Source organism: Gordonia sp. (in: high G+C Gram-positive bacteria) (assembly GCF_020438995.1).
In the GTDB taxonomy this organism is placed as follows: Bacteria; Actinomycetota; Actinomycetes; order Mycobacteriales; family Mycobacteriaceae; genus Gordonia.
Map to the genome: position 1 here is coordinate 1 of NZ_JAGQTN010000220.1, position 1,777 is coordinate 1,777.

Here is a 1,777-nt window from a genome sequence, read left to right on the forward strand (position 1 = left end):
TTCTTGTGGTCGGGATGCGCCGGCATCTACGGATACACCACCGGCACACCGAGTGTCGCGGGCCTGGCCACCTGGATCTTCAACGAGGCGTGGACCGGCTGGCCGCAAGCGCGCAACGCCGCGCGCATCGACTTCGAACGATTCCGCGACGACCCGCAGGCGCGCAGCGTATTCACCACTCTCGCCGGTCGGGCGCAAGAAGACCTCAACATCGCCGAACACCTCCGCACCAACACACCCCCGGTAGCCGGCCTCGCCGACCGGAATGTGTTCCCGATCGTCGACGACTACGTCATCCACGGACTGGCAGAGGCAATCCACCGCAGCACCATGACACTCGGCGAGGTCGACGAGATCGTCCGCACCCGGTCGGCCACCACCTGGTACGCCGAGAATGAGCACAGCTACGCGGCGCTGCGTGCGGCGGCCGAATGCCTCAGCAGTATCGAAACATTCGCCCCCGTCATCGCCGACCCCCTCGACGGCATCACCAGTTACGCCGCCAGGTGGGCGAGCATCGACCGCGCCTACCGATTGTTCCGCCACCACATCGAACAGCAGGACATCGAGATCGGCAAAGGACTCACCGATCGGGTGGAACACCGGTACGTCCACGATTGCCAGCGTCCCCTCGCCCATGCCTGGCAGCAGCAGATCGACACCTTCGAGAGCTGGGACATCCCCGGAATCCAGTCGTTGCGTGGTTTCGCCCGCTATGATCTGCCGGCCAAGACGAAAACGCTGGTCATCGTCTCCGACGCGTTCCGCTACGAGGTGGGGATGGAACTGGCGGAACGAATGAACGCGAGCGACTCGTTCACCGCCACCATCGAACCCCGACTGTCCCCGCTGCCGTCGATCACCTGCCTCGGGATGGCGGCGATGCTGCCGCACGATCATCTCGAACTCGCCAACGGTGAAACCGTTCTCGCCGACGGAAAGTCCACATCCGGTCTACTCGCCCGGGATCTGTTGTGGGGCAAAGCGAACATCGCGGCAACCAACTACGCCGAGGTGATGGGCCTCAGTGCAGGCGAACGATACGAGCTGTGGCGCGAACACGAAGCCGTCGTCGTCTACCACGACACCATCGACGCCACCGGTCACAAGACGCCACACCAGACGCCCAAGGCATGCGCCGACGCACTCGACGACATCACCCGGCTCATCAAACGATTCGGCAGCGGCAAGATGCGCGCCAGCCGAGTCCTCGTCACCGCCGACCACGGATTCCTGTATCAGCGATCAGAACTCGCACCGTCGGACTATCTCAGCGAAACCGCCCACGGCGACGAGGTGGTGGCCGACGGCCGTCGCCACGTGATCGGCAGGGGACTGCGCGACCATCCGTCGTTCACCACCTGGACAGCTCAGCAACTCGGGCTCGACGGGGATCTGGAGGTCCAAACACCGCGCGGCCTGCACCGGCTCCGTAAACAGGGCAGCGGCGTGCAGTATGTGCACGGCGGCACCAGCCTGCAGGAGATCGTCGTACCTCTCGTCACGCTCACCCAGTCGCGCAAGAACACCACCACCAAGGTGACCGTCGACGTCAACGTCAGCACACCCACCATCACCTCCAGCACGGTGATGGTGACGCTGCTGCAACGCGAACCGGTGTCGGGCAAGACGCGCGGCCGCACCCTCGATGTCGGCGTCTACGCCCAGGACGGCACCGAACTGTCAGGCCGGCGCAAGATCGTCGTGGACAGTACCGCCGCCGACATCCGTGACCGCAGCACCACCATCGAACTGGTCCTCAACGAGGACGCCGAAA

The 1,777-nt window shown here is 64.7% G+C and carries 1 protein-coding gene; it reads left to right on the plus strand.

Annotation, left to right across the window (positions count from 1 at the left end; genetic code table 11):
* Positions 1–1,777: BREX-1 system phosphatase PglZ type A (pglZ, locus tag KDB67_RS15695; RefSeq protein ID WP_291017444.1), on the plus strand; the 1,777-nt coding region annotated here is incomplete at both ends.